Below are 19,036 nucleotides of genomic sequence, written 5' to 3' on the forward strand. Positions count from 1 at the left end.
AACATAGGGAAGGACATCGTCCCATGACTATTGCATTCACGTTTCCGGGGCAGGGCAGTCAGGCTGTCGGCATGGGCAAGGATCTTGCCGATGCCTATCCCGAGGCTCGTGCGGTCTTCGACGAAGTCGACGACGCGCTCGGCCAGAAGCTTTCCGACATCATCTGGAACGGCCCGGAAGAAACGCTGACACTGACGGCCAATGCCCAGCCGGCGCTGATGGCCGTCTCGATTGCGGCGATCCGGGTCATGGAAGCCCGCGGCCTGAACCTGGCCGACAAGGTCTCCTATGTTGCCGGCCATTCCTTGGGCGAATATTCCGCCCTGTGTGCGGCAGGCATGTTCTCTCTTGCCGATACGGCGCGCCTCTTGCGCATCCGCGGCGATGCCATGCAGTCCGCCGTGGCGGTCGGCGAGGGCGCCATGGCGGCCATCATCGGCCTTGAGCATGCCGACGTCGAGGCTGTCTGCCATGAGGCTGCCGGCGCCGGTGTCTGCCAGATCGCCAACGACAACGGCGGCGGCCAGCTGGTCATCTCCGGATCCAAGGCAGCGGTCGAAAAGGCCGCGGCGCTGGCCACCGAAAAGGGCGCCAAGCGCGCCATCATGCTGCCGGTCTCCGCACCCTTCCACAGCGCCCTGATGGCACCGGCGGCCGATGCCATGCGTCACGCCCTGGCGCAGGTCGAGAAACACAACCCCGTCGTGCCGGTCATCGCCAATGTCCGCGCGGCACCGGTTACCGATGCCGGCGAGATCGCCGACCTCCTCGTCAGCCAGGTCACCGGACAGGTCCGCTGGCGCGAAACGGTCGAATGGTTTGCCGCCAACGGCGTCACCAGCCTCTACGAGATCGGTGCCGGCAAGGTCCTGACCGGCCTTGCGCGCCGCATCGACAAGAACCTGTCCGGCACGGCCGTCAATTCGCCGGCCGACATCGAGGCCGCACTGGCGACCATCCTCGGCTGAACACCGTTGATTATTCGCATGTCGCCATCGCGCCCTACGCATCGCGAGCGACATGCCTAACGAAGGGACATGACAATGTTTGACCTTACAGGCCGCAAGGCATTGGTGACAGGCGCAACAGGCGGCCTTGGCGAAGAGATCGCTCGCCTGCTGCACAAGCAGGGCGCGACCGTCGGCCTGCACGGCACCCGCGTCGAAAAGCTCGAGGCGCTGGCCGCTGAACTCGGCGACCGCGTCAAGATCTTCCCGGCCAACCTCTCCGATCGCGCCGAGGTCAAGGCGCTCGGCGAGAAGGCGGAAGCGGAGCTCGAGGGTGTCGATATCCTCGTCAACAACGCCGGCATCACCAAGGACGGCCTCTTCGTGCGCATGAGCGACGAGGACTGGGACGCCGTGCTGGAGGTCAACCTGACCTCCGCTTTCCGCCTGACCCGCGAGCTGACGCATCCGATGATGCGCCGCCGCTTCGGCCGCATCATCAACATCACCTCGGTGGTCGGTGTCACCGGCAATCCGGGGCAGGCGAACTATTGCGCTTCCAAGGCCGGCATGATCGGCTTCACCAAGTCGCTGGCGCAGGAAATCGCCACCCGCAACGTCACCGTCAACTGCGTCGCGCCGGGCTTCATCGAGTCGGCGATGACCGACAAGCTGAACGACAAGCAGAAGGACGCGATCCTCGGCGCCATCCCGATGAAGCGCATGGGCGCCGGCGCCGACATCGCAGCCGCAGTCCTCTACCTTGCGTCGAACGAGAGCGGCTATGTCACGGGCCAGACGCTGCACGTCAACGGCGGCATGGTGATGATCTGATCGCTTCATACCCCGCCGCGCACCGAAGTTGTTGGTGCTTCCGGCGGGAACAGATTCTGGCTTTGCGGAACATCGAAAGCATGTTAAGCGGGCCATGACTGTGGACAGTCGCCCCGAAATACAGGGGATCATTGCGCTTTTGCTGCTATGATCGGAACCTGTAGAGGGTTGAACGGGTTTGCCCGCGTAGCCGACGTTCGAAGGCCGGCGCAGGTTTCAACAGGGTACGGGTGCCATTGAGGCATTCGAGAAGATAAAGGTCGAGGAAACCGACATGAGCGATATCGCAGAACGCGTTAAGAAAATTGTTATTGATCACCTCGGCGTTGACGCCGACAAGGTTGTCGAAGGCGCAAGCTTCATCGACGATCTCGGCGCGGACTCCCTCGACACCGTCGAACTGGTCATGGCCTTCGAAGAAGAATTCGGCGTCGAAATTCCCGACGACGCTGCCGACTCGATCCTGACGGTTGGCGATGCCATCAAGTTCATCGAGAAGGCTCAGGCCTGATCGAACGTTCGATCGCGGGACAATGCCTCCGGCAGTCCCCCTGGCGGCCCGCTTGTTCGGGCCGTTTTAGCACTTAAACACGACATACTAGGGTGGGAACGCTGGCGATGAGACGTGTCGTTATCACCGGTACCGGCATGGTATCTCCTCTCGGATGCGGTACCGAAGTAACCTGGCAAAGGCTGCTTTCGGGGCATAACGGGGCACGGAAAGTCACGGAATTCGAGGTCGAGGACCTCCCGGCGCAGATTGCCTGCCGAATTCCCTTCGGCGACGGCTCGGACGGCACATTCAACGCTGATGATTGGATGGAGCCGAAGGAGCAGCGCAAGGTCGATCCCTTCATCGTCTACGGCATGGCTGCCGCCGAAATGGCACTCAACGATGCCGGCTGGCATCCGCAGACGGACGAGGACCAGATCGCAACCGGCGTCCTGATCGGCTCCGGCATCGGCGGGCTGGAAGGCATCGTCGAGGCGGGTTACACGCTGAAGGAAAAGGGTCCCCGGCGGATTTCTCCCTTCTTCATCCCCGGCCGCCTCATCAACCTGATCTCCGGACAGGTGTCGATCCGCCACAAGCTGCGCGGTCCCAACCATTCCGTCGTCACGGCCTGTTCCACCGGTGCGCATGCCATCGGCGACGCATCGCGGCTGATTGCGCTCGGCGATGCCGACGTCATGGTGGCCGGCGGTGCCGAATCCCCCATCTCGCGCATTGCACTGGCCGGCTTTGCCGCCTGCCGGGCGCTCTCCACGCAGCACAACGACGATCCGCAGAAGGCCTCCAGGCCCTATGATCGCGACCGCGACGGTTTCGTCATGGGCGAAGGCGCAGGCATCGTGATCCTCGAGGAACTGGAGCACGCCAAGGCGCGCGGCGCCAAGATCTATGCGGAAGTGGTCGGCTACGGCCTGTCCGGCGACGCCTTCCACATCACGGCGCCCTCCGAGGACGGCGACGGCGCCTTCCGCTGCATGACCATGGCGCTGAAGCGTGCCGGTCTCACTGCCGCCGATCTCGACTACATCAACGCCCATGGCACCTCGACGATGGCGGATACGATCGAGCTCGGGGCCGTGGAGCGGCTGGTCGGCAATGCCGCGTCGAAGATTTCCATGTCGTCGACGAAGTCGGCGATCGGCCATCTTCTCGGTGCTGCCGGTGCCGTCGAGGCGATCTTTGCGACGCTGGCGATCCGCGACAACATCGCGCCGCCGACGCTGAACCTCGACAACCCCGACGTGGAGACGGCCATCGACCTCGTGCCGCACAAGGCGCGCTCGCGTGATATCAATGTGGCGCTGTCCAACTCGTTCGGCTTCGGCGGCACAAATGCGTCGCTGATCCTGCGCCGCTATGAGGCCTGACTGCTAGGGGGGCCGGGAGCCGCCGGCACCCGGCGTCTCTCCATTCTGAACCTGTTTTTGCCGCATTGCTTGGTCAAACAGCGAATTGTCGACCGTGCATTCCAGGGGGGCGCAGTGAACAACAGCAACCATACGGGCGAGACGCCACCGAACCATGGCGGCGGCAACGGCCCCATCATCCCGAAGTCGCCCAATGAGGCGTTGAGACCGGAGCGCGTGCCGGAACCGCCGAGACGGTCCCGCAATGCCCGCAGCCAGCTGGTGATCTTCCTGAACTTCGTGATGACGATGGTCGTCGTCGTCAGTGTCGTCGCCGTCGCCGGCTTCTACTACATGATCTCGACCTTCCAGAAGGATGGTCCGCTGGAAGCCGATACCAATTTCATGGTGCGCGCCGGCAATGGAATCGCCGAGATTGCCAACAACCTCGAGCGCAACGGCATCGTCTCCGATGCCCGCGTCTTCCGCTATGTCAGCGCCACCTATCTGCGCGATGGCCGCACCCTCAAGGCCGGCGAATACCAGATCCCGGCCGGCGCTTCCATGAAGGAGGTCATGGAGCTGCTGGAATCCGGCAAGTCCATCCTGTACTCCATCGTCTTCCCGGAAGGCCTGACGGTTCGTCAGATGATGCTGCGGCTCGCCGAGGATCCGGTCCTGGAAGGCGATCTGCCGGCCGAGATCCCGCCGGAAGGCAGCCTTCGCCCCGATACCTACAAGTTCTCGCGCGGCGCCGATCGCGCCGACATCATCCAGCAGATGCGCACGGCCCAGCAGCGGCTGATCGATCAGGTCTGGGAGCAGCGCGACCCCGATCTGCCGATCGAGACGAAGGAGGAGTTCGTCACCCTGGCCTCGATCGTCGAAAAGGAAACCGGACAGCCGGAGGAACGCGCCCGCGTCGCCTCGGTCTTCCTGAACCGGCTCAAGAAGGGCATGCGCCTGCAGTCCGACCCGACCATCATCTACGGTCTCTTCGGAGGCGACGGCAAGCCGGCCGACCGTCCGATCTACCGGTCGGACATCGAGAAGGAAACGCCCTACAACACCTATGTCATCAACGGCCTGCCGCCGACGCCGATCGCCAACCCCGGTCGCGCGGCACTCGAGGCGGTGGCAAACCCGCTGCGCACGCAAGACCTCTACTTCGTCGCCGACGGCACCGGCGGCCACGCATTCGCGCCGACGCTGGACGAGCACAATGCCAACGTCCGCCGCTGGCGGCGCCTGGAAGCCGAACGCGCCGCCAGCCCCGAGGCAGAGCTCAGCGACGGCCAGCCCGGTGGCGCAGAGGCCGAGCGGCCGTCGAACTAAAGGCCATCGACCGTTGGCGGAGAAAAACGCATGAACCTTCAGTCGATGACCGGTTTCGCCCGCAGCGAAGCAGCCGAGGGGCGCTACCGGATCGTCTGGGAACTGCGGTCCGTCAACGGCAAGGGGCTTGATCTTAGGCTGCGCCTGCCGAACGGTTTCGAGCGGCTCGAGACGGACGTGCGTCGGCAGGTGTCGGAGCAGTTCTCGCGCGGCAACCTTCAGGCGACACTGACGCTCACGCTTTCCGAAACGAAGCTCGAAGCCGTCGTCAATCGGGACGCTCTGGACGCAGTCCTGGCGCTGCGTGCCGAACTGGGCGACGTGGTCGATCCCGCGCCCTTGCGGATGGACACGCTGCTCGGTCTGCGCGGCATCGTCGATATCCGCGAGGTCGAGGACGGGGAGGGCGAGGTCGCCGCCCGCGACGCTGCCATCCTTTCCTGTCTGAGCGATGCCCTGACGGCGCTGAGAGAGATGCGGCAGTCCGAGGGCCGCGCGCTGGCGCAGGTTCTGGCGGGGCAGGTGGCTCAGATCGCGGCGCTTGCCGCCGTCGTCGAGGCGGATCCGTCCCGATCCCCGGAGGAAATCGCTCGCCGGCTCTTGCAGCAGGTGGCGACAGTGCTGCAGGACGCTTCGGTCCTCGATCCCGCACGTCTCCATGCGGAGGTGGCACTGCTTGCAACGAAGGCCGATCTGCGCGAAGAGATCGACAGGCTCAAGGCGCATGTTGCGGCGGCGACTGGGCTTCTGGAGAAGGGTGGTCCCATCGGGCGCCGTCTGGACTTCCTGGCCCAGGAATTCAACCGCGAATCGAATACCATCTGTTCCAAGTCAAATTCGGCAGCGGTCACCGCCGCAGGCCTCGATCTCAAAGTCGTCATCGACCAGTTCCGTGAACAGGTCCAGAATCTGGAGTAGTGCATGAATCCCGCGGCGTCCACGCCTGTCAAGATCGCCCGCCGTGGGTTGATGCTCGTCCTTTCTTCGCCGTCCGGCGCCGGCAAATCCACCATCGCACGCAATCTGATGGAGGATGACCACAGCCTGGAGATATCCGTCAGCGTCACCACCCGGTCGAAGCGACCCAGCGAGATCGCCGGCAAGCACTACCATTTCATCACGGTGCCCCAGTTCGAGCGCATGCGCGACGCCGGTGACCTGCTGGAGTGGGCCGAGGTGCACGGCAACTTCTACGGCACCCCTCGCGAGCCAGTCGAGCAGGCGATGGCGGAAGGCCGCGACATGCTGTTCGACATCGACTGGCAGGGCGCGCTGCAGCTGCAGGAGAAGATGAAGGCCGACGTGGTGTCGATCTTCGTGCTGCCGCCGTCGATGACCGAACTGCAGTCGCGCCTGCATCGCCGGGCCGAGGACAGCGAAGAGGTGATCCGCACCAGGCTCCTCAACTCGCGTGCCGAGATCGAGCACTGGCGGGAATATGACTATGTCATCGTCAACGACGACCTGGATGAAGCCTTCGGGCATGTCAGCTGCATCGTGAAGGCGGAACGCATCCGCCGCGACCGCCGCCACGGCCTCTTCGATTTCGTCCGGGAACTCCTGACGGAAGAGCCGCAGCTTTAGAGTCGGAAGCGGGCGGCCCGGCGCAGTTCGCTCAGAATCTTAGAGGCAGTTCGCCAGCGTCACGAATTCCTCGACGGACAGCGTCTCGGCGCGACGCGACGAGTCGATGCCGGCCTTGGTCAGCAGCGCTTCGCCGCCCAGCGACTTGACGCTCTGGCGCAGCATCTTGCGGCGCTGGCCGAAGGCGGCCTGCGTCACTTTCTCGAGCTTCGTGACATCGCAGTCCAGGGGCGTCTGGCGTGGCGTCAGGTGAACCACGGTGGACGTCACCTTCGGCGGCGGCGTGAAGGCCTGTGGCGGCACGTCGAAGACCATATGGGCGTCGGTGCGCCAGCCGGCGAGGACACCCAGGCGGCCGTAGTGATCGTCGCTTTCATCCGCCACGATCCGCTGCCCCACTTCCCTCTGGAACATCAGTGTCAGCGAATCCCAGAAGGGTGGCCAGCGCTCGGGAAGCAGCCAGTTGATGAGGAGCTGCGTGCCGATGTTGTAGGGCAGGTTGGCGATGATCTTGACGGGGCCTTCCGGCACCAGTGCGGCAAAGTCCACCTTCAGCGCGTCGCCTTCGATGACCTCCAGCCGTCCGGGGTAGTGGTCCGCGATCTCGGCCAGCGCCGGCAGGCAGCGGCTGTCGCGCTCGATGGCGATCAGCTTCTTTGCCCCGAGCGAGAGGATCGCCCGCGTCAGGCCGCCGGGACCAGGCCCGACCTCGATGACGGTGGCGTCTTCGAGCGGACCGGCGCTGCGGGCAATCTTCTGCGTCAGGTTGAGGTCGAGAAGAAAATTCTGGCCGAGCGACTTCTTGGCATCGAGGCCGTGGCGCTGAATCACATCGCGCAGCGGCGGCAGACCGTCCAGTGTTGCCATCAGACGGAGGCCTGCGCCGACGTCCCGGCAAGTTGGGCGGCAAGCTTCAGCGCTTCCACTAGGCTCGTCTCGCGCGCCACGCCCTGTCCGGCGAGGCCAAAGGCGGTGCCGTGGTCGGGAGAGGTGCGGATGAAGGGCAGGCCGAGCGTGACGTTGACGGAGGTATCGAAGCCCAGCGCCTTGGCCGGGATCAGCGCCTGGTCGTGATACATGCAGATGGCGACGTCGTAACGTGCGCGCGCCTCGTCATGGAACATCGTGTCAGCAGAAAGCGGCCCGAAGGCATTGATGCCCTCGCTCCTGACCCTGGCGATGGCCGGATGGATGATCTCCATGTCTTCCTTGCCGATGGCACCGTCTTCCCCCGCATGCGGGTTGAGGCCGGCGACGGCAAGACGCGGCTGGGCGATGCCGAAGCGGTCCTTCAGATCGTGATGCGCAATGCGGCAGGTCTCGATGATGCGGTCCTCCGTCAGGGCGGATGGGACGTCCTTGAGGGGGATGTGAATGGTCACCGGGATGGCGCGAAGCTTTGTTCCTGCCAGCATCATCACGGGCAGCACATGCTTGCCGGTCGCGCGGGCGGAAAGATCGGCCAGGAATTCGGTGTGGCCGGGGAAGCCGAAGCCGGCAGCGTAGAGGATGGATTTGGCGATCGGATTGGTCACGACCGCAGCCGTGCGGCCTTCCAGCGTCAACGCCACGGCCGTCTCTATGGCGGTGATCGTTCCCCTTGCCGTCGCGACGTGCGGTTCGCCGGCAGCGATTTCCGCTCCGGCGGCGATCGGAAGGACGGGCAGGGCATCGGAAAAGACGGAGAGGGCGGCTGAAGGCTCGACTTCCCTGAGGGGTACATCTAGCCCGATCAGCCGCGCGCGTGCGGCCAGCACGGCCGGATCGCCCAGATAGATGAAGGATGGCAGGCCTGTTGCCTGACGGTTCAGCCAGGCAGCAAGCGCGATGTCGGGACCTATGCCGGCGGGATCGCCCTGGGTGAGAGCAAGCGGACGATCAAGCGGCATTCTGTTCCTCGTTGGTCAGCGGTAATCGATCTGTGCCTTCGAGCGCAGTTCGTCGAGATACTTCTTCTCGTTGGGATTTCCCTCGCCGGCCTGCTCCTTGCCGAGATCCTCGGCGCGGAAGACCACCTCGGCGGCAAAATCGTCCGAGACCTGGCGCTGGTTGCAGATCGCCAGGAATTCGACGCCACGCTCGGTGACACGAGTACCGGTGGTGGTATTGCCGGATGTCTTTTCGATCAGCGGCTTCCAGTCCTCTGGCAGTTCCGGTGCCAGCACGCGGCCGAGATCGCGGACGGACACGTCGAGCATGGTGGCTGCAAACTGCTTCGACTGCTCGCAGCCCGGAAACTTCGAACGAGAGCTTTCCGCTTCCGCCTTGCGCTTGCCCAGGATGGCGTTGCGCTTGGAGTCCGGGACCACGAAGATGATCTGCTGAAGGAAGTACTCGGTGGTGACCGGCTTTTCCTTGTTCTCCATCATCCGTTTGACGAGATCCTCGGACGACATCCTGCCCCGGGCACCGCCAAAGCGCGCGTTGATAAGGCGTGGCCAGCTCATCTGGACGGCGATATATTCCTTGAAGTGTGGGGCCCCGACGCCCGCCTGCGCCAGGACTTTCGTCAACTGCTCGGGCGACAGCTTGTTGCTGGCCGCAAAACGCGCATAGGCCTGGTCGACGTCTGAGGTGCTGACGGACATCCGGACGCGGGCAATCTCTTCCCGCTTCAGGGCTTCCTCGACCAGCTGTTCGCGGGCGGTCTTGGTGTCGCTCTTCTGCCGCTGCAGGCGCAGGAAGGCGGCGCGTCGCGCGACATCGGTGCTCGTGATCGGGTTCTTGTTGACCACCGCCACGATTTCGCTGGCTGCCTGTGCCTGGCTGAAGGCAGGCTCGATCGCCACCGAAGCGGCAAGTGCCGCCATGGCCACGAGGATCGTCCGTGTCGCTGTCATTGCCACCATGATGCTCGTCCTTCTCCCCGGTCGCCGCATTTTTGCGGAAAACCGGTCTCCCTTATCTAAAACAAGCCCGACCGGTTGCACAACTCGTGCGGCAAAAGAATGACCGTCTTGCTAGTTGAGCGCCGAACCGAGGTCGATGTCACCCAGTGTACGGAACGTGACCCTGGCGCCAATGCTCCAGTCGTTGGCGTTCGTCGCACCGGCCGGCTCGTCCGTATAGGACAGCGTGAAGATCGTGCATTCGTCGGCATAGGTCAGTCCAACGCCGCGGCGGATCACGCCCTGGTCGTTCAGGTCCCAGACTGCCGAGCCGCTGACGGACCAGTTCTCGTTCAGCCGGAAGCTGGTCGAGGACTGCAGCAGGTCCGTATCGCTGCTCGAGCCGTATTCCGGCTGTGCCTCGATCTGCGTGTAGACGAGCGAGCCGCTGACGCGTGCCGTGGTGTAGCCGAATTCCGCATCGGTCCGCTGGACCTCGAAGGTCTTCTCGTCGAAGCGCCCGCCGGCGCTGAGGTAGAAGCCCTGGGGCAGGTCGATGCCGGCCATGCCGACGTAGTCGGAGACGTCCGATTCCAGACCCGAATTGGCCCCGGCGTTGACGAGGTCATCGGTCGCGAACGAATTCTGACCGGCGAGGTGGTAGCTCTGGCCGAAGACGGCATGAAGGCCGACGCCATTGTCGAAAGAGCCGGTATAGCGCAGGCCGAGGTTGGCGCGTGTGCCGCCCTCGATCCGGTCGAAGCCCGAGAACTTGTCGCGGTCGAACAGCGTGGTCGCGTCGAACACGAAGCTCTGCGCGTCTTCGTTCGGCAGGCCGCCAGCCATCGGCTCGTCAGGGCGGACGTACAACTGGGCGATCGGCTCGATGATGTGGCTGCTGGTCTCGGTGGAGAGCAGGAAGGGATAGCGTGCCTCCAGGCCGGCCGTGAGCATGTAGCGACCGTAGCCGCCGGAGTCTTCGAGGCCTGTGTAGCTGTAGGGACTGCCGGTCTGTGGATTATTGCCGAACGACGGCGTATCGAAGTTGTGGCGCAGGGCATCGCCCCGGGCCGCCAGCAAGGGAGTCAGCAACAGGCCGTTGGAGGTGGTGAACGTCCGCTTCCACTCCGCCTCGGTGGTGAAGCGGCTGTAGCTCCCGTCGAGGCCATGGTACCTGTCGCTGTTGCCCTCGAGAGTGAAGTCTTCCTCTCGGCGCGACAGGTTCGTCAGGTTGGTCGTGATCGACAGTTCGCCGCCGGCAACGGGCTCGGGTGCGATGTAGCGGTAGTCCAGCGACGGATAGACGACTGCCTGACGCCGCTCCGCGGTCTTCTCCTCGGCCGTGTCCTGGATATCGAAGTAGAAGGCGCGCATGTCGAAGTGGTTCCGCTCCCCGAGACCGGTGAGGTACACCTCGTTGCGGAAGACGTCGTCGTTGACGCTGTCGAGCGAATAGGTCTTGGAAAAATTGTTGTCGCTCTGGATCATCACGTCCCAGCCGAAGGTCCAGCGGGGATTGATCTCGAAGCGGGCTTCGGACGCAGCCATCAGGCGCGTGTCGGCGTTGGCGTCGCTGCTGCCGGCGGTGAACGAGTCCGGGTTCCGCTGGTCGATCCCGGCGAATCGGAAGGTATGTTGGCCGGTCTCGAATCTGTTGCGAATCTCGCCCTGCAGCAGCAGCCCCTGGCCCGTGTAGTAGGTCGGGCTCAGTGTTGCATCCATGTGCGGCGAAAACACGTGGTAGTAGGGCACCGTGAGGCCGAAGCCCAGATTGTCGTCCAGGCTCATGGTCGGGAACAGGAAGCCGGACTTGCGTTCGACCGTCTGGTCCGGGACCACGAGGAACGGCAGGAACCCGATCGGCATGCCGAACAGCTCGAACCGGGCGTTCTCGAGGCGAATCGTCTGGGCCTTGCCGTTCTGGATCACGCGCTGGGCCTTGACCTGCCAGAGCGGCGCGCGCCCGGGCTTCTCGGCGCAGGGAAGGCAGGCGGTGTAGACGCCGTTGTGCAGGACCATAAGGTCGCCGGGCAGCCTCTCGGCGCTTTCGGCGGCAAGGCGGGTATTATCCGTCGTCTCGACACGCAGGGAGTTCAGGAAGCCCTGGCCGAAGTCATCGGTGACGTCGAGTTCGTCCGCATAGATGCGGTTGCCGTCCGGCTCGATCAGCTCGATGTTGCCGACGGCCGTCACGCGACCGCTCTGCTGGTCGTATTCGACGCGCTGGGCCACCATCCGATAGCGATTGTAATAGATCTGCACGCCGCCGGTCGCGGTCACCCGCTGGACGTCCTGATTGTAGACGAGTTCATTGGCACGCAGCAGCATCCTGGCGTCATCGGCAACGGCCGGCGTCAGGGGAGAGGGAGATACCTGTGCGTGAGCTGGAGCGGCATACATACCATTCACGCACACGGCCGCGCTTGCCAGCAGGACCGTAAGGCGCCGTCTGATATTTCCGCGGTTGTTTACCGCCACTAGCCATCCTCCTGATGAAGCAGAATCGTCGCGCCAAGGGCTGTCGCAACGATCACCGGAACCCATACCGCCACGAAGGGCGGCACGGCACCGCTGCTCCCGAATGCTTTTACGAGAACCGTAACGACATAAAGCACGAAGCCGGAAACGATTCCACCCAGAATCACCGACCGGGATTGCGCGAACCGACTGAATTTTAAAGAAACTGTGGCCGCGATCAGTGTCATCGCGACGAGAAGCAGCGGCAGGGAAAGCAGCGAATGGAACTGCGTCTCGAGCGCCTTGGTGGAGATGCCGAAGGACTTGCCCACCTCGATTTTCCGGGAAAGGTCGAAAAACGCTACAGTTTCCGGCTGTGACAGGCTCTCCTGGAGGAACTCCTGTCTCAGATTGGTGCTCAAGCGTGCCGAATCGACACGGTTGGAGATCTCGCCCGGGCGGTTCTCCAGGACGCTGGTAAGAAGCCAGTAACCATCTTCCAACTTCGCAGTGGATGCGTCCTGCCGGAGGACGACCTGTCCGGTGTTGTCGAAGTGGAAGACGACGACGTCGATCAGTTCCGTCCCATCGGCCTGAAAGCTCTTCGCGCCGATGATCGTATCCTGCCCGTCGGATGTCTGGCGGATCCAGGGAAGGAAGTTCGACTGCACCGAGGTGTCGCTCGATTGGCGCCAGTCGGCCTCGAGCGACAGCGACTCGCGCTGTCCCCAGGCGGCCAGCGGATTGACTACCAGCATGCCGAAGAGGCCGATCAGCAGCGCCCCCGTGGCGAACGGCATGATGAATTGCCAGACGGACATGCCCGCCGCGCGCGTCACGACCAGTTCGTAGCGGCGGTTGAGGGCGATCAGCGTCGTCATGCCGATGAAAAGCGACAGGGTGGGGATCGTCTGCTGGAAGATGAAGGGCGTCCGCATCGCCGTGAACACCAGCGCGCCGCCCACCGAATAGCCGTCGAGGCTGGCCATGCGGCGGCTGGTCTCGCTGAAGTCGGCGAGAAAGATGATCGCGCACACCCCGAGGAAGAACCAGATCGCGGTGACAACGTAGCGGCGGAAGAAATAGCGCCCGAGCGTCGAGAAGATCATGCGCCACCTCCGACCGAGGATTGATCTCCCGCACGTCGCCGGAACCTTCGCAGCGTCTGGCCCAGAAGATTGGCAAGGGCTTTCGGCATGCGGATCGTCTTGTGCGTCGCAAGCAGATAGCTGCATCCCGCAATGGTCGCGACAGGCAGCAGGTACATGAGCAGCGTGTAGGCTTCATCCTGCTTCACGACATTCTTCAGCGTGAAGCCGAGCCAGCGCAGCCCGAACGCCAGGATCAGCGCCGTCACCATCGGGTGCAGGCGGGTCTGGCGATGGGATCGCGAATCGCCCGCGACAACCAGGGAGATGAAAGCGAACATCAGCGGAAACAGCCATTCCGTCAGGCGCCCGTGGAGTTCCGACCGATAGCTTCCCGGCGATCCCTGCACATGCGGGTCGGCAGGATCCGGATTGAGCAGGAACGCGAGGCTCCGGTCGGTCGCGCCCAGAGAGGGGCCTTCCGATGCGGTCATGGCCGACAGGTCGAAGGCGTAGGAGGCGAACTTTATGATCGAGATGCGCCCGTCCGGCGTCTTGCGGTGGACTTCCCCGTCCTGCATCGTCAATGACGTCCCGCCTTCGTCGATCGATCCCTGTTTGGCGTAATAGATGAGGTCGAAGTTCGGGTCCCGGTAATCGACGACGAACAGACCCGTCAGCACCCGTCCGGAATGCCGCTCCGAGATCTGCACGTAGAGACCGTCCTCGATGCTTCGGAAGGTCTTCTCTTCGATGACGGAGGACAGGAGATCCGCATAGGCCGCCGCCACCATCTGCCGTGCGGCAACGCGCGCCGGCGGCTCGACGAAATTCGCGACGACGAAGGAAAATATGCTGAGAAAGGCCGCGAGAAGCAGGACCGGGCGATAGATGATGCTTCGCGACGCACCGGCCGCATCGATCACGGGCAGCTCTGAATCATTGTTCATCGCCGTCAGCGTCTGGGTTATGCCGATCGCCAGGGCGAAAGGCAGGACGACGGGAATGATGGTCGGCAGGATGAAGGTCGCCAGCGTCACGAACGAACCCATCGACTGGCCCGTGTCGGTGACAAGGTTGATGCGCCCGAGCACCTGAATAGTCCAGATGATGGTGAGCACCGGCAGGAGCGTCACCAGGAACATCTGCAGGATCCTGCGCAATATGTAGATTTCGAGGAGCTTCATCAGGTTCCGGTGCAGCGAGTCAGACCTCCTCGTGTCAACGAGGGGCCAGCGTATCTAAGCGAAGGCCTTTGCGTTGGCGACAGCTTCTACCTCACAATGTGGTCGGTGAATGCGATTTTTTCACGGACTGTGTCATTTCGAAAATCCCGGTGACCTCCGGGAGGCGCGCCAGGCCCGCCCTGCCTGAGGAATGCTGCGGCGAGCGACGTCACCTTTGACCGGTTATCCATGCGAAATCGCGGGCAGTCATGGCGGCCGATGGTGGATCAATCGTCGCTCCTGACCCATTTCGGTTGCCTTGGCGGGCGAAACGGGGATGATCGCAGCCAACCAATGAAAGCCCTGGAGTGATGATGTCGTCGAACTATGAAATTCATTTTGCAGCGTCCGCGCCGCTGGACGGAAGCCTGGCCGTGATGTTGCAGGCCGCCGGTGAATCGAAGCCCGCCGGCAGTCAGGATGCCGACCCGCAGGGCATCTGCGACCGCGCCGCCGGCATCGCCAGGTTCAAGGCGAAGTCGATGGGCACGCTGGAGGTCATCGCGCCGCAGGGTTCGAAGGCAGATCGGTTGCTGGTGCTCGGCCTCGGCAAGCCGGACGATCTGACGGATTATGACTGGATGCGGGCTGGCGGCGCGGCTGCCGCCGCCTTCAAGTCCGCCACCGAGGTGGTGGTTTTCCTCGACGCACCCGGCATCGAGGTCGAAGCGGCGAGGGCGGCGGATTTCGCGCTCGGCGTGATGCTGCGCGGCTATAGCTTTGATACCTACAAGACGAAGAAGAAGGACGACGAGGAGAAGCCGCCGAAGAAGGTCTCCGTCACCATCGTCACGAGCGCCCATGCGCAGGCCGAGGCCTTGCTTGCCGAGGCCCATGCCGTGGCCGGCGGCGTCCTGCTGGCCCGCGATCTCGTCAACCTGCCGCCGAACGTGCTGGGACCGGTCGAATTCGCCGACAAGGCGAAGGCGCTGGAGGCTCTCGGCGTCGAGGTGGAGATCCTCGACGAACACGCGATGCAGGAACTGAAGATGGGCGCTCTCCTGGGGGTCGCCCAGGGCTCTGCGCGTCCGCCGCGGCTCGCGGTGATGCAGTGGAAGGGCGGCAAGCCGGAAGACACGCCGATCGCCTTCGTCGGCAAGGGCGTCGTCTTCGATTCGGGCGGCATCTCTCTGAAGCCGGGCGGCGGCATGGAAGACATGAAGGGTGACATGGGCGGTGCTGCCGCCGTGACCGGCCTGATGCATGTGCTGGCCGGCCGCAAAGCCAGGGTCAACGCCATCGGTATCATCGGACTGGTCGAAAACATGCCGGACGGCAATGCCCAGCGCCCTGGCGACATCGTCACCTCGATGTCCGGCCAGACGATCGAGATCATCAACACCGACGCGGAAGGCCGCCTGGTGCTGGGGGACGCCCTCTGGTACTGCAACGACCGCTTCAAGCCGCGCTTCATGATCAACCTCGCGACGCTCACCGGCGCCGTCCTCGTGGCGCTCGGCAACCAGCACGCCGGCCTCTTCTGCAACGACGACGAACTGGCCGGCCGGCTTTCTGCCGCGGGCGAGGCGACCGGCGAAAAGCTCTGGCGCCTGCCGCTCGCCAAGGAATACGACAAGATGATCGATTCCAAGTTTGCCGACATGAAGAACACCGGTGGTCGTCACGCCGGAGCCATCACGGCGGCGCAGTTCCTGAAGCGCTTCGTCGGCGAAACTCCCTGGGCCCATCTCGATGTCGCCGGCACCGCGATGAACTCGCCGTCGACGGAGATCAGCCAGTCCTGGGCCTCCGGCTACGGCGTGCGCCTGCTCGACAGGCTCGTGCGCGATCACTACGAAGCTTAACCAGATGACCGAAGTGCTGTTCTACCACCTGACGGAATCAAAGCTCGAGGAGGCGCTGCCGGCGCTCCTCGAGAAGAGCGTCGAACGCGGCTGGCGGGTGGTGGTGCAAACGCGCGAGGAGGGGCGTCGGGACAGTCTCGACGCTCATCTCTGGACCTACCGCGAGGACAGTTTCCTGCCGCACGGGACGGACGGAACGGAGCATGCACAGGCGCAGCCGGTGCTGCTCACCGCGACCCCGGACAACGCCAACCAGGCCACCGTGCGCTTCCTCGTCGACGGCGCCGAGCCGCCGCCGCTCGACCCCTACGAGCGCGTCGTCTTCATGTTCGACGGCCATGACGCCATTCAGCTCGACGATGCCCGGATGCAGTGGAAGAGGCTAAAGGGCGAAGGCCATGCGCTGACCTACTGGCAGCAGTCGCCGGAGGGACGCTGGGTGAAGAAGGCCTGAACGTCAGGCCAGATCCGTCTGCGCGAAGTCGTTGCCTACATAGAGAAGCGGCACGCCGGCCGCCTTCGCACCGGCATAGCTGAAGCAGTCGCCGAAGTTGAGCTTCGCGGGATGGCGCCCCTTGCCGTAGCGGGCGAAGGCGTCGAGAGCACCGATTGCTGTCTCCCAGGTGGCTGGTAAGACTTCGGCATCCAGTTCGCGAAGAAATTCGTCGAGAAGCCTGGTGGATTCCGCGATTTCGATCTCGCGTTTGCTGGCAAGAACAGTCGCAGCTTCGAAAACCACGCTCGGCAACAGGCAGAATCGGGTGTTAGAGCTGGAAAGTGCGGCGGCGATCCGTTCGAACTCCGGCCCAGTGATGAAATACTCCACAATCGCCGAGGTATCGAGGAACATCAGTCATTTCCCCACATCTCATCGAGAAATTGCTTCTCGTCGAAGTCTGGGTTCGGCGAACCCAGCGCCTGATATCGGTCGCGGATTGCTTTCAACCGGTCGGCAAGCATTGGCTTCGCGGGTTCGCTATCACCCACCACCCGCTCCAGCGCCTGCCGGATGGCATCGGTCTTGGTCGGCGCGTTGAGGATCTTCTGGGCCTGCTCGGCCAGCTGGTTCACACGCTCGTCGCGGACGTAAAGCGGCATCTCGCACCTCGTGAATATACGCAGGAAGATAGTGTATATTCAGGGCGGCAACAAGCTTACCCCGCCATCGCCTCTTCGTACTCGGCCGACAGCGCCAGCCACTGCTCTTCGGCGGCGGCGAGCTTGGCGGCGGCTTCGCCGCGCTGCTTGACCTTGTCGGCCGCCTTGGCCGGGTGCTTCTCGTAGAGTACCGGGTCCGCAAGTTCTGCATCAAGCGATTGAATCTGCTTCTCAAGCTTTGCGGTTACAGACTCGATTTCGTTGATCTTTTTGCGCAGCGGCGCCAGCGAGGCACGCCGGTCCGCGCTCGCCTTCCGCTGCTCGGCCTTGGATGCCGCGTCGTCACTCAGCTGCGGCTTTTCTTCTTTTTTTTTACCGGAACTGACAATCAGGCTGCGATACTCCTCGAGGTCGCCCTCGAAGGTCTCCACCGTTCCGTTGTTGACCAGCCAGAGCCGGTCGACGGTCGCCTCGATCAGGTGCCGGTCGTGGCTGATCAGGATGACGGCGCCGTTGTAGTCGTTGAGCGCTTCGATCAGCGCCCGGCGGCTGTCGATGTCGAGATGGTTCGTCGGCTCGTCGAGGATGAGAAGGTTCGGCGCGTGGAAGGCCGCAAGCCCCATCAGCAGGCGCGCCTTTTCGCCACCGGAGAGATCCTTGGCGGCGGTGTTCATCTTCTCCGTCGCCAGACCCATCTGCGCGACGCGACCGCGCACCTTGGCCTCCGGTGCCCCGGGCATCAGCCGGCGCACGTGCTCGACCGGCGTATCCTCCGGCACAAGGTCGTCCAGCTGGTGCTGGGCGAAGAAGCCGATCTTCAGGCTGGGCGCCAGCCGCAGGTCGCCGCTTTCGGGCGGCAGCCGTCCGGAGATGAACTTGGCGAAGGTGGACTTGCCGTTGCCGTTCGAGCCCAGCAGCGCAATGCGGTCGTCGTTGTCGATGCGCAGGTTGAGGTTCTTGAGGATCGGCTTGCCCGGCTCGTAGCCGACGGCGCCGCCGTTGATGGCGATGATCGGCGAGGCGGGCTGCTTTTCCGGCTCCGGGAAGGTGATCGGCTGGACGTGGTCCTCGATGACCGAGGCGACCGTGCCCATGCGCTCCAGCGCCTTGACGCGGCTCTGGGCCTGCTTGGCCTTGGAAGCCTTCGCCTTGAACCGGTCGATGAAGGTCTGCAGATGCTTGCGCGCCGCATCGCTCTTCGCCTTGGACTTCATCTGCAGTTCGTCGTTCTCGGCCTTCTGGCGCTCGAACTGGTCGTAGCCGCCGCGATAGAAGGTCAGCTTCTTCTGGTCCAGATGGACGATCGAGTTGACGGCGTTGTTCAGGAGGTCGCGGTCATGGCTGATGATGATGACGGTATGCGGATAGCGGCGGATGTAGTCTTCCAGCCACAGCGTACCTTCCAGGTCGAGGTAGTTGGTCGGCTCGTCGAGCAGCAGCAGGTCAGGTTCGGCAAACAGCACCGCAGCCAGCGCCACGCGCATGCGCCAGCCGCCGGAAAAGGCCGACGCCGGACGAAGCTGCGCTTCGGAGTTGAAGCCGAGACCGGCCAGAATGCTGGCGGCCCGCGCTTCGGCCGAATGCGCGTCGATATCGACGAGGCGCATTTGGATGTCGGCGATGCGGTGCGGGTCGGTGGCGGTTTCCGCCTCCGCCATCAGCGCGGTGCGTTCCTTGTCGGCGGCCAGCACGATGTCGATCAGCGGATCTTCGGTGCCCGGCGCTTCCTGCGCCACCTGGCCGATGCGGGCGGCCTTCGGCAGCGTCACCGATCCGCTTTCGGAGGAAAGGTCTCCGGTGATGACGCGAAACAGCGTCGACTTGCCCGCACCATTGCGGCCGACAAGGCCTGCCTTGATGCCGGTGGGCAGGCTGACACTGGCGTGGTCGAGCAGAAGGCGGCCGGCGATACGCGCGGAAAGATCGGTAATGGTTATCATGGCCGGGGTTGTGGCCGAACTTGCCGGTGAAGGC

Annotated in this window: 18 protein-coding genes; 9 read left to right on the forward strand and 9 right to left on the reverse strand. The window is 63.8% G+C overall.

Annotated elements, in window-relative coordinates; translation table 11 throughout:
* Positions 1–23: 23 nt before the first annotated feature.
* From fabD to gmk, 7 genes are all read left to right on the forward strand, one after another.
* Positions 24–968: an ACP S-malonyltransferase gene (gene fabD / locus EO99_RS0109740; RefSeq protein WP_029618455.1), complete on the forward strand. Its 945-nt coding sequence runs from the start codon at positions 24–26 to the stop codon at positions 966–968.
* A gap of 75 nt (positions 969–1,043) precedes the next feature.
* Entirely contained in the window at positions 1,044–1,781 is a 738-nt protein-coding gene (gene fabG, locus EO99_RS0109745; protein ID WP_029618456.1) for a 3-oxoacyl-[acyl-carrier-protein] reductase, read from the forward strand.
* 274 nt (positions 1,782–2,055) lie between these two features.
* A complete protein-coding gene (locus EO99_RS0109750) occupies positions 2,056–2,292 on the forward strand; it encodes an acyl carrier protein (RefSeq protein ID WP_029618457.1) in 237 nt (78 codons plus the stop codon).
* 107 nt (positions 2,293–2,399) lie between these two features.
* Positions 2,400–3,662: a beta-ketoacyl-ACP synthase II gene (fabF, locus tag EO99_RS0109755; RefSeq protein WP_029618458.1), complete on the forward strand. Its 1,263-nt coding sequence runs from the start codon at positions 2,400–2,402 to the stop codon at positions 3,660–3,662.
* Between the two features lie 114 nt (positions 3,663–3,776).
* Positions 3,777–4,976 carry an endolytic transglycosylase MltG gene (gene mltG / locus EO99_RS0109760; RefSeq protein ID WP_029618459.1) on the forward strand — a complete coding sequence of 400 codons (1,200 nt, stop codon included), beginning with the start codon at positions 3,777–3,779 and terminating at the stop codon, positions 4,974–4,976.
* Positions 4,977–5,006: 30 nt separating this feature from the next.
* Positions 5,007–5,894 carry a YicC/YloC family endoribonuclease gene (locus tag EO99_RS0109765; protein ID WP_029618460.1) on the forward strand — a complete coding sequence of 296 codons (888 nt, stop codon included), beginning with the start codon at positions 5,007–5,009 and terminating at the stop codon, positions 5,892–5,894.
* 3 nt (positions 5,895–5,897) lie between these two features.
* Entirely contained in the window at positions 5,898–6,560 is a 663-nt protein-coding gene (gene gmk, locus EO99_RS0109770) for a guanylate kinase (protein WP_029618461.1), read from the forward strand.
* A gap of 39 nt (positions 6,561–6,599) precedes the next feature.
* Here gmk and rsmA read toward each other — a convergent pair whose 3' ends face one another.
* The 6 genes from rsmA to lptF all read right to left on the reverse strand — a co-directional run bounded on the left by rsmA (position 6,600) and on the right by lptF (position 14,120).
* A complete protein-coding gene (rsmA, locus tag EO99_RS0109775; protein WP_029618462.1) occupies positions 6,600–7,427 on the reverse strand; it encodes a 16S rRNA (adenine(1518)-N(6)/adenine(1519)-N(6))-dimethyltransferase RsmA in 828 nt (275 codons plus the stop codon).
* The gene (gene pdxA / locus EO99_RS0109780) at positions 7,427–8,449 is read right to left on the reverse strand and encodes a 4-hydroxythreonine-4-phosphate dehydrogenase PdxA (RefSeq protein ID WP_029618463.1); all 1,023 of its coding nucleotides are present in this window, start codon (positions 8,447–8,449) and stop codon (positions 7,427–7,429) included. The genes rsmA and pdxA overlap by 1 nt, the downstream gene beginning before the upstream one ends.
* A gap of 15 nt (positions 8,450–8,464) precedes the next feature.
* A complete protein-coding gene (locus tag EO99_RS0109785) occupies positions 8,465–9,370 on the reverse strand; it encodes a SurA N-terminal domain-containing protein (RefSeq protein ID WP_235776802.1) in 906 nt (301 codons plus the stop codon).
* A gap of 150 nt (positions 9,371–9,520) precedes the next feature.
* Positions 9,521–11,866, reverse strand: a complete 2,346-nt coding sequence (locus tag EO99_RS0109790) for an LPS-assembly protein LptD (protein ID WP_029618465.1) — start codon at positions 11,864–11,866, stop codon at positions 9,521–9,523.
* Complete coding sequence (lptG, locus tag EO99_RS0109795; protein WP_029618466.1) at positions 11,866–12,954, reverse strand: LPS export ABC transporter permease LptG; 1,089 nt, start codon at positions 12,952–12,954, stop codon at positions 11,866–11,868. The genes EO99_RS0109790 and lptG overlap by 1 nt, the downstream gene beginning before the upstream one ends.
* Entirely contained in the window at positions 12,951–14,120 is a 1,170-nt protein-coding gene (gene lptF, locus EO99_RS0109800) for an LPS export ABC transporter permease LptF (RefSeq protein ID WP_029618467.1), read from the reverse strand. The genes lptG and lptF overlap by 4 nt, the downstream gene beginning before the upstream one ends.
* A gap of 353 nt (positions 14,121–14,473) precedes the next feature.
* On the opposite strand from lptF, the gene EO99_RS0109805 reads away from it, so the two are divergent.
* Together EO99_RS0109805 and EO99_RS0109810 are read left to right on the forward strand one after the other, a co-directional pair.
* On the forward strand, positions 14,474–15,964 hold the full coding sequence (locus EO99_RS0109805) for a leucyl aminopeptidase (protein ID WP_029618468.1): 1,491 nt from the start codon (positions 14,474–14,476) through the stop codon (positions 15,962–15,964).
* 4 nt (positions 15,965–15,968) lie between these two features.
* Complete coding sequence (locus tag EO99_RS0109810; RefSeq protein ID WP_029618469.1) at positions 15,969–16,418, forward strand: DNA polymerase III subunit chi; 450 nt, start codon at positions 15,969–15,971, stop codon at positions 16,416–16,418.
* A 3-nt stretch (positions 16,419–16,421) separates the two neighbouring features.
* Here EO99_RS0109810 and EO99_RS0109815 read toward each other — a convergent pair whose 3' ends face one another.
* From EO99_RS0109815 to EO99_RS0109825, 3 genes are read right to left on the reverse strand one after another with little or no spacing between them, the layout of a single operon-like run.
* Entirely contained in the window at positions 16,422–16,814 is a 393-nt protein-coding gene (locus EO99_RS0109815; protein WP_037111549.1) for a type II toxin-antitoxin system VapC family toxin, read from the reverse strand.
* Positions 16,814–17,062, reverse strand: a complete 249-nt coding sequence (locus tag EO99_RS0109820; RefSeq protein ID WP_029618471.1) for a type II toxin-antitoxin system VapB family antitoxin — start codon at positions 17,060–17,062, stop codon at positions 16,814–16,816. Before EO99_RS0109820 ends, EO99_RS0109815 begins: the two co-directional genes overlap by 1 nt.
* Before the next feature lie 56 nt (positions 17,063–17,118).
* On the reverse strand, positions 17,119–19,002 hold the full coding sequence (locus tag EO99_RS0109825) for an ABC-F family ATP-binding cassette domain-containing protein (RefSeq protein ID WP_029618472.1): 1,884 nt from the start codon (positions 19,000–19,002) through the stop codon (positions 17,119–17,121).
* Positions 19,003–19,036 lie beyond the last annotated feature (34 nt).

This window comes from Pseudorhizobium marinum (genome assembly GCF_000705355.1).
Classification (GTDB): domain Bacteria; phylum Pseudomonadota; class Alphaproteobacteria; order Rhizobiales; family Rhizobiaceae; genus Neorhizobium; species Neorhizobium pelagicum.

Excerpts from the sequence above, each read along its gene's own strand:
- gmk (WP_029618461.1), top strand. The coding sequence starts at position 5,898 with ATGAATCCCGCGGCGTCCACGCCTGTCAAGATCGCCCGCCGTGGGTTG.
- rsmA (WP_029618462.1), bottom strand. The coding sequence starts at position 7,427 with ATGGCAACACTGGACGGTCTGCCGCCGCTGCGCGATGTGATTCAGCGC.
- EO99_RS0109820 (WP_029618471.1), bottom strand. The coding sequence starts at position 17,062 with ATGCCGCTTTACGTCCGCGACGAGCGTGTGAACCAGCTGGCCGAGCAG.
- EO99_RS0109815 (WP_037111549.1), bottom strand. The coding sequence starts at position 16,814 with ATGTTCCTCGATACCTCGGCGATTGTGGAGTATTTCATCACTGGGCCG.
- EO99_RS0109805 (WP_029618468.1), top strand. The coding sequence starts at position 14,474 with ATGTCGTCGAACTATGAAATTCATTTTGCAGCGTCCGCGCCGCTGGAC.
- lptF (WP_029618467.1), bottom strand. The coding sequence starts at position 14,120 with ATGAAGCTCCTCGAAATCTACATATTGCGCAGGATCCTGCAGATGTTC.
- EO99_RS0109785 (WP_235776802.1), bottom strand. The coding sequence starts at position 9,370 with ATGGCGGCACTTGCCGCTTCGGTGGCGATCGAGCCTGCCTTCAGCCAG.
- EO99_RS0109825 (WP_029618472.1), bottom strand. The coding sequence starts at position 19,002 with ATGATAACCATTACCGATCTTTCCGCGCGTATCGCCGGCCGCCTTCTG.
- lptG (WP_029618466.1), bottom strand. The coding sequence starts at position 12,954 with ATGATCTTCTCGACGCTCGGGCGCTATTTCTTCCGCCGCTACGTTGTC.
- EO99_RS0109765 (WP_029618460.1), top strand. The coding sequence starts at position 5,007 with ATGAACCTTCAGTCGATGACCGGTTTCGCCCGCAGCGAAGCAGCCGAG.
- EO99_RS0109750 (WP_029618457.1), top strand. The coding sequence starts at position 2,056 with ATGAGCGATATCGCAGAACGCGTTAAGAAAATTGTTATTGATCACCTC.
- EO99_RS0109810 (WP_029618469.1), top strand. The coding sequence starts at position 15,969 with ATGACCGAAGTGCTGTTCTACCACCTGACGGAATCAAAGCTCGAGGAG.
- pdxA (WP_029618463.1), bottom strand. The coding sequence starts at position 8,449 with ATGCCGCTTGATCGTCCGCTTGCTCTCACCCAGGGCGATCCCGCCGGC.
- fabG (WP_029618456.1), top strand. The coding sequence starts at position 1,044 with ATGTTTGACCTTACAGGCCGCAAGGCATTGGTGACAGGCGCAACAGGC.
- fabD (WP_029618455.1), top strand. The coding sequence starts at position 24 with ATGACTATTGCATTCACGTTTCCGGGGCAGGGCAGTCAGGCTGTCGGC.
- fabF (WP_029618458.1), top strand. The coding sequence starts at position 2,400 with ATGAGACGTGTCGTTATCACCGGTACCGGCATGGTATCTCCTCTCGGA.